The organism is Morganella sp. EGD-HP17 (assembly GCF_000512315.2).
GTDB classification, from domain to species: domain Bacteria; phylum Pseudomonadota; class Gammaproteobacteria; order Enterobacterales; family Enterobacteriaceae; genus Morganella; species Morganella morganii.
Genome location: NZ_AZRH01000045.1, coordinates 1 through 2,664, shown reverse-complemented (window position 1 = coordinate 2,664; position 2,664 = coordinate 1). Strand labels below are relative to the sequence as shown.

At 42.8% G+C, this 2,664-nt stretch carries 6 protein-coding genes; all 6 read right to left on the bottom strand.

Features of this window, described 5'->3' with window-relative positions:
- The coding region (locus X965_RS18545; protein ID WP_156341098.1) for a phage protein NinX family protein at positions 1–273 on the bottom strand (273 nt) is incomplete at its 3' end.
- Positions 274–276: 3 nt separating this feature from the next.
- Positions 277–642 carry a DUF2528 family protein gene (locus X965_RS18540; RefSeq protein WP_036419729.1) on the bottom strand — a complete coding sequence of 122 codons (366 nt, stop codon included), beginning with the start codon at positions 640–642 and terminating at the stop codon, positions 277–279.
- A gap of 154 nt (positions 643–796) precedes the next feature.
- The gene (locus tag X965_RS18535; RefSeq protein WP_036419727.1) at positions 797–1,036 is read right to left on the bottom strand and encodes a hypothetical protein; all 240 of its coding nucleotides are present in this window, start codon (positions 1,034–1,036) and stop codon (positions 797–799) included.
- On the bottom strand, positions 1,036–1,542 hold the full coding sequence (locus X965_RS18530; protein WP_036419725.1) for a hypothetical protein: 507 nt from the start codon (positions 1,540–1,542) through the stop codon (positions 1,036–1,038). Before X965_RS18530 ends, X965_RS18535 begins: the two co-directional genes overlap by 1 nt.
- A 2-nt stretch (positions 1,543–1,544) precedes the next feature.
- Positions 1,545–1,838, bottom strand: a complete 294-nt coding sequence (locus X965_RS18525) for a hypothetical protein (RefSeq protein WP_253280794.1) — start codon at positions 1,836–1,838, stop codon at positions 1,545–1,547.
- A gap of 25 nt (positions 1,839–1,863) precedes the next feature.
- The gene (locus X965_RS18520) at positions 1,864–2,619 is read right to left on the bottom strand and encodes a hypothetical protein (RefSeq protein ID WP_072144609.1); all 756 of its coding nucleotides are present in this window, start codon (positions 2,617–2,619) and stop codon (positions 1,864–1,866) included.
- Positions 2,620–2,664: the final 45 nt, after the last annotated feature.

The following is a 2,664-nucleotide window of genomic DNA, read 5'->3' as shown; positions in this document are numbered from 1 at the left end:
TTCCATAGCGGCGCGATAAAAGTTTTCATGCTCTACAGATTGGAACGGGTGATATGCATACCATGTACCGTCATTTTTCTTATGTAGGATGCTTATTTTATTAGCAATAACAATCGGCATTGCGTCCGCCGGGTTGTTGCATGGGTCGAATTTGTCATTAACGTGGTCAGAAAAAAATCTGCACGTTGTTTCGCTGAAATCTTTGCCTTTAAGGTAGTGATATGCCACAGCCTTATTAATCTCAAAGTCTGATTTGTCACGATATTTGTTCATTGATTACCATCCTGTAATTTGAATTTCGTCATAATCAATAAACCATGACTCAATTTCATCGATTCGAATACCCATATCATCTAACGAAGGATAACCTTCAATTCCTTTATCTTTAGACCAGTCGAATTGCTCAGTCAGCCATTCTTCGTCTTTAAAATTATTGAATGCTATTTGTTGAAAACACTCAGCACAGAACATGGCGAAGCCCGCCTTTTCATGACTTCCATGTTTTTTAGCTCTATACTCTGCATCACAATAAAATTTATTAACTTGCTCACACTGAGTTTTAAATTTATCCTCATCGATAACAGTGACGACCATCTCTAAATCTTTTTGCCACGCACCAGAGATTATTTTAATTTGTCTCATCTGAAAACCTCCGCACACACTAATTCAACATTCCGCACAGCCATTACCTGCACTGCGCGGCTCTCACATTCTTCGAGCGTATAAATATCATCGGTAACAGGCACAGCAGAGCCGTGCATTACCAGTAGTAATACAAATCCGATTGTCATGGTGATTAACTCAGAATAGATTTAATCCAGTCTTCCGCCTGTTGATTACACGAAAGTATATCGTCCATCATTAATTCAATATCGATAGATTCATTGGCAACGTGAGATAATAACGCCATGATTTTGGCAAATGTTTTTTCGTCGCAATTAATGAAGTTGGCACGATAGGCGCTGATTAAATGATTACGCGCATATTGAACTCCTTGCTTCATTATTTCGCGCCGCTGTTTTTCGGTTATATCCATCACCCCTCCTGAATCTGCTTAAACTCGATAACCCATACCCACGGGTTAGCCTGCCAGCTTTCTTTGCCGTAAATATCAACCCATGCCTGACTGAATTCAGAATAAGGAGACATCCCTCCTGAAACATCATCGTCGTAGCCCTCAAATCCTTCTGCCTGAACATCTTGCTGTGATATCTCCTGCACCTGCTGCAACCAGACATCGACAATCTCAATTTCACCTTTGATATTGCCGTCTTTGTCTGCGAACGGGATAACATCACCGGCCTGACCATACGGACAATGAAGCGGGTAAGTTCTATCATTCCAGCATCCGGCTCCCATTGAGCGTAAAACGAATCCGCTTGACGGGACGCCGTTACAGTAGAATCCGGATTTTAATCCGCTGAAATTAAGGTTATAGCCTTCCTCTCTGACCTTAAACTCTGCCGGTCGCCGCGCCTGCGTCTTCCTGCCATCCATAACAGCGGCTAACATTTCGTCGCTGAATTTGATTCTGTCTTTCATATTCATTCCACCTTCTCAACTGAAAAAACCGGGTCAAACTCACGCTCAATTTCAAACAGGCCAAGATATTGGTCGTCAATCCACAGCATGAATAACAACGGCCATTGATCCTCCCATCCGTCACAGTCAGCGTGATAATATTCTGCACATGCTTCAATGCAGGATTCGAGGTCATCATCAGCGCTGAAGTTATGATCATCTGGTAATTCATAGAGGTTGTTTTCATTAACCCCTGAAGGGTCTTCGCCTTTGCCGCCCGCTATACAAAACTGAACTATTGCCATATTCATTCCCATGTTATCAGCATCCCTGGCGCTGAAATTAATCTTCGGTTTTTTGTTTGCAAAATATGCCGCATTCAAAATCCATGTCTTTCATTGGTCTGCCAGTAGCATCGACAGGAAGCTCATCAAGAAAAATGCGCGCCCCTTTGTGGCGAACTAAGCGAGCACCAATACGCCGTGATTGCTCAGCTCTGCTTTCAAAAACATCAGGATGAACTTTTCTAACGTGATTCCAGTAGGTTGGGGACGTTGCTTTTACGCACCCAATGCAATTACCATTTGGATAGCCAAGGCGATAAACCATCGGCAGTGTTAAGCCAGCTTCAAGTAGTATTTTGAAGCAATCACCTTTAGTTAAGTTTTCATCTGCCAGTATAGGAATAAGGTCATGTCGTTCATTTTTCCTGAAGTTCTCAATGCGGGACTTTTCTTCCGATGTGAAGCCAAGAACGATAGAGTGAGCTGGGTTTGATTTCTCCCAATACTTCCGGGCCAACTTTTTCAATCCCCTGGTGCAGGGCGCGCCAGCTATTCCTGACATGTACTGCTGATGTTCCCATATTTCAACCGCAGATGCGTTAGGCCACTCAGGATTAACAACGGTTTCAATTTTTAATCCTATCCATTTTTCAACATCACGCAGGAATCGGATATTATCTCCATCTTCTTCTTTAACCGGATTATTTAATACGCGAATATCATGCGTATCCCCATATTTATCTACTGTGAGTTTTGCTGCCACAGCGCTTGCTGCTCCACAGGAAAACCATACTGCAATTAACGGTCTGCTCATCATCACTCCTTATCTCAGCATCCCTGCATTACGCTTCATCCTGAA

Bases quoted from the DNA above. Each gene is read 5' to 3' on its own strand.
- X965_RS18535 (WP_036419727.1), bottom strand. From the start codon at position 1,036: ATGGATATAACCGAAAAACAGCGGCGCGAAATAATGAAGCAAGGAGTT.
- X965_RS18525 (WP_253280794.1), bottom strand. From the start codon at position 1,838: ATGGGAATGAATATGGCAATAGTTCAGTTTTGTATAGCGGGCGGCAAA.
- X965_RS18540 (WP_036419729.1), bottom strand. From the start codon at position 642: ATGAGACAAATTAAAATAATCTCTGGTGCGTGGCAAAAAGATTTAGAG.
- X965_RS18520 (WP_072144609.1), bottom strand. From the start codon at position 2,619: ATGAGCAGACCGTTAATTGCAGTATGGTTTTCCTGTGGAGCAGCAAGC.
- X965_RS18530 (WP_036419725.1), bottom strand. From the start codon at position 1,542: ATGAAAGACAGAATCAAATTCAGCGACGAAATGTTAGCCGCTGTTATG.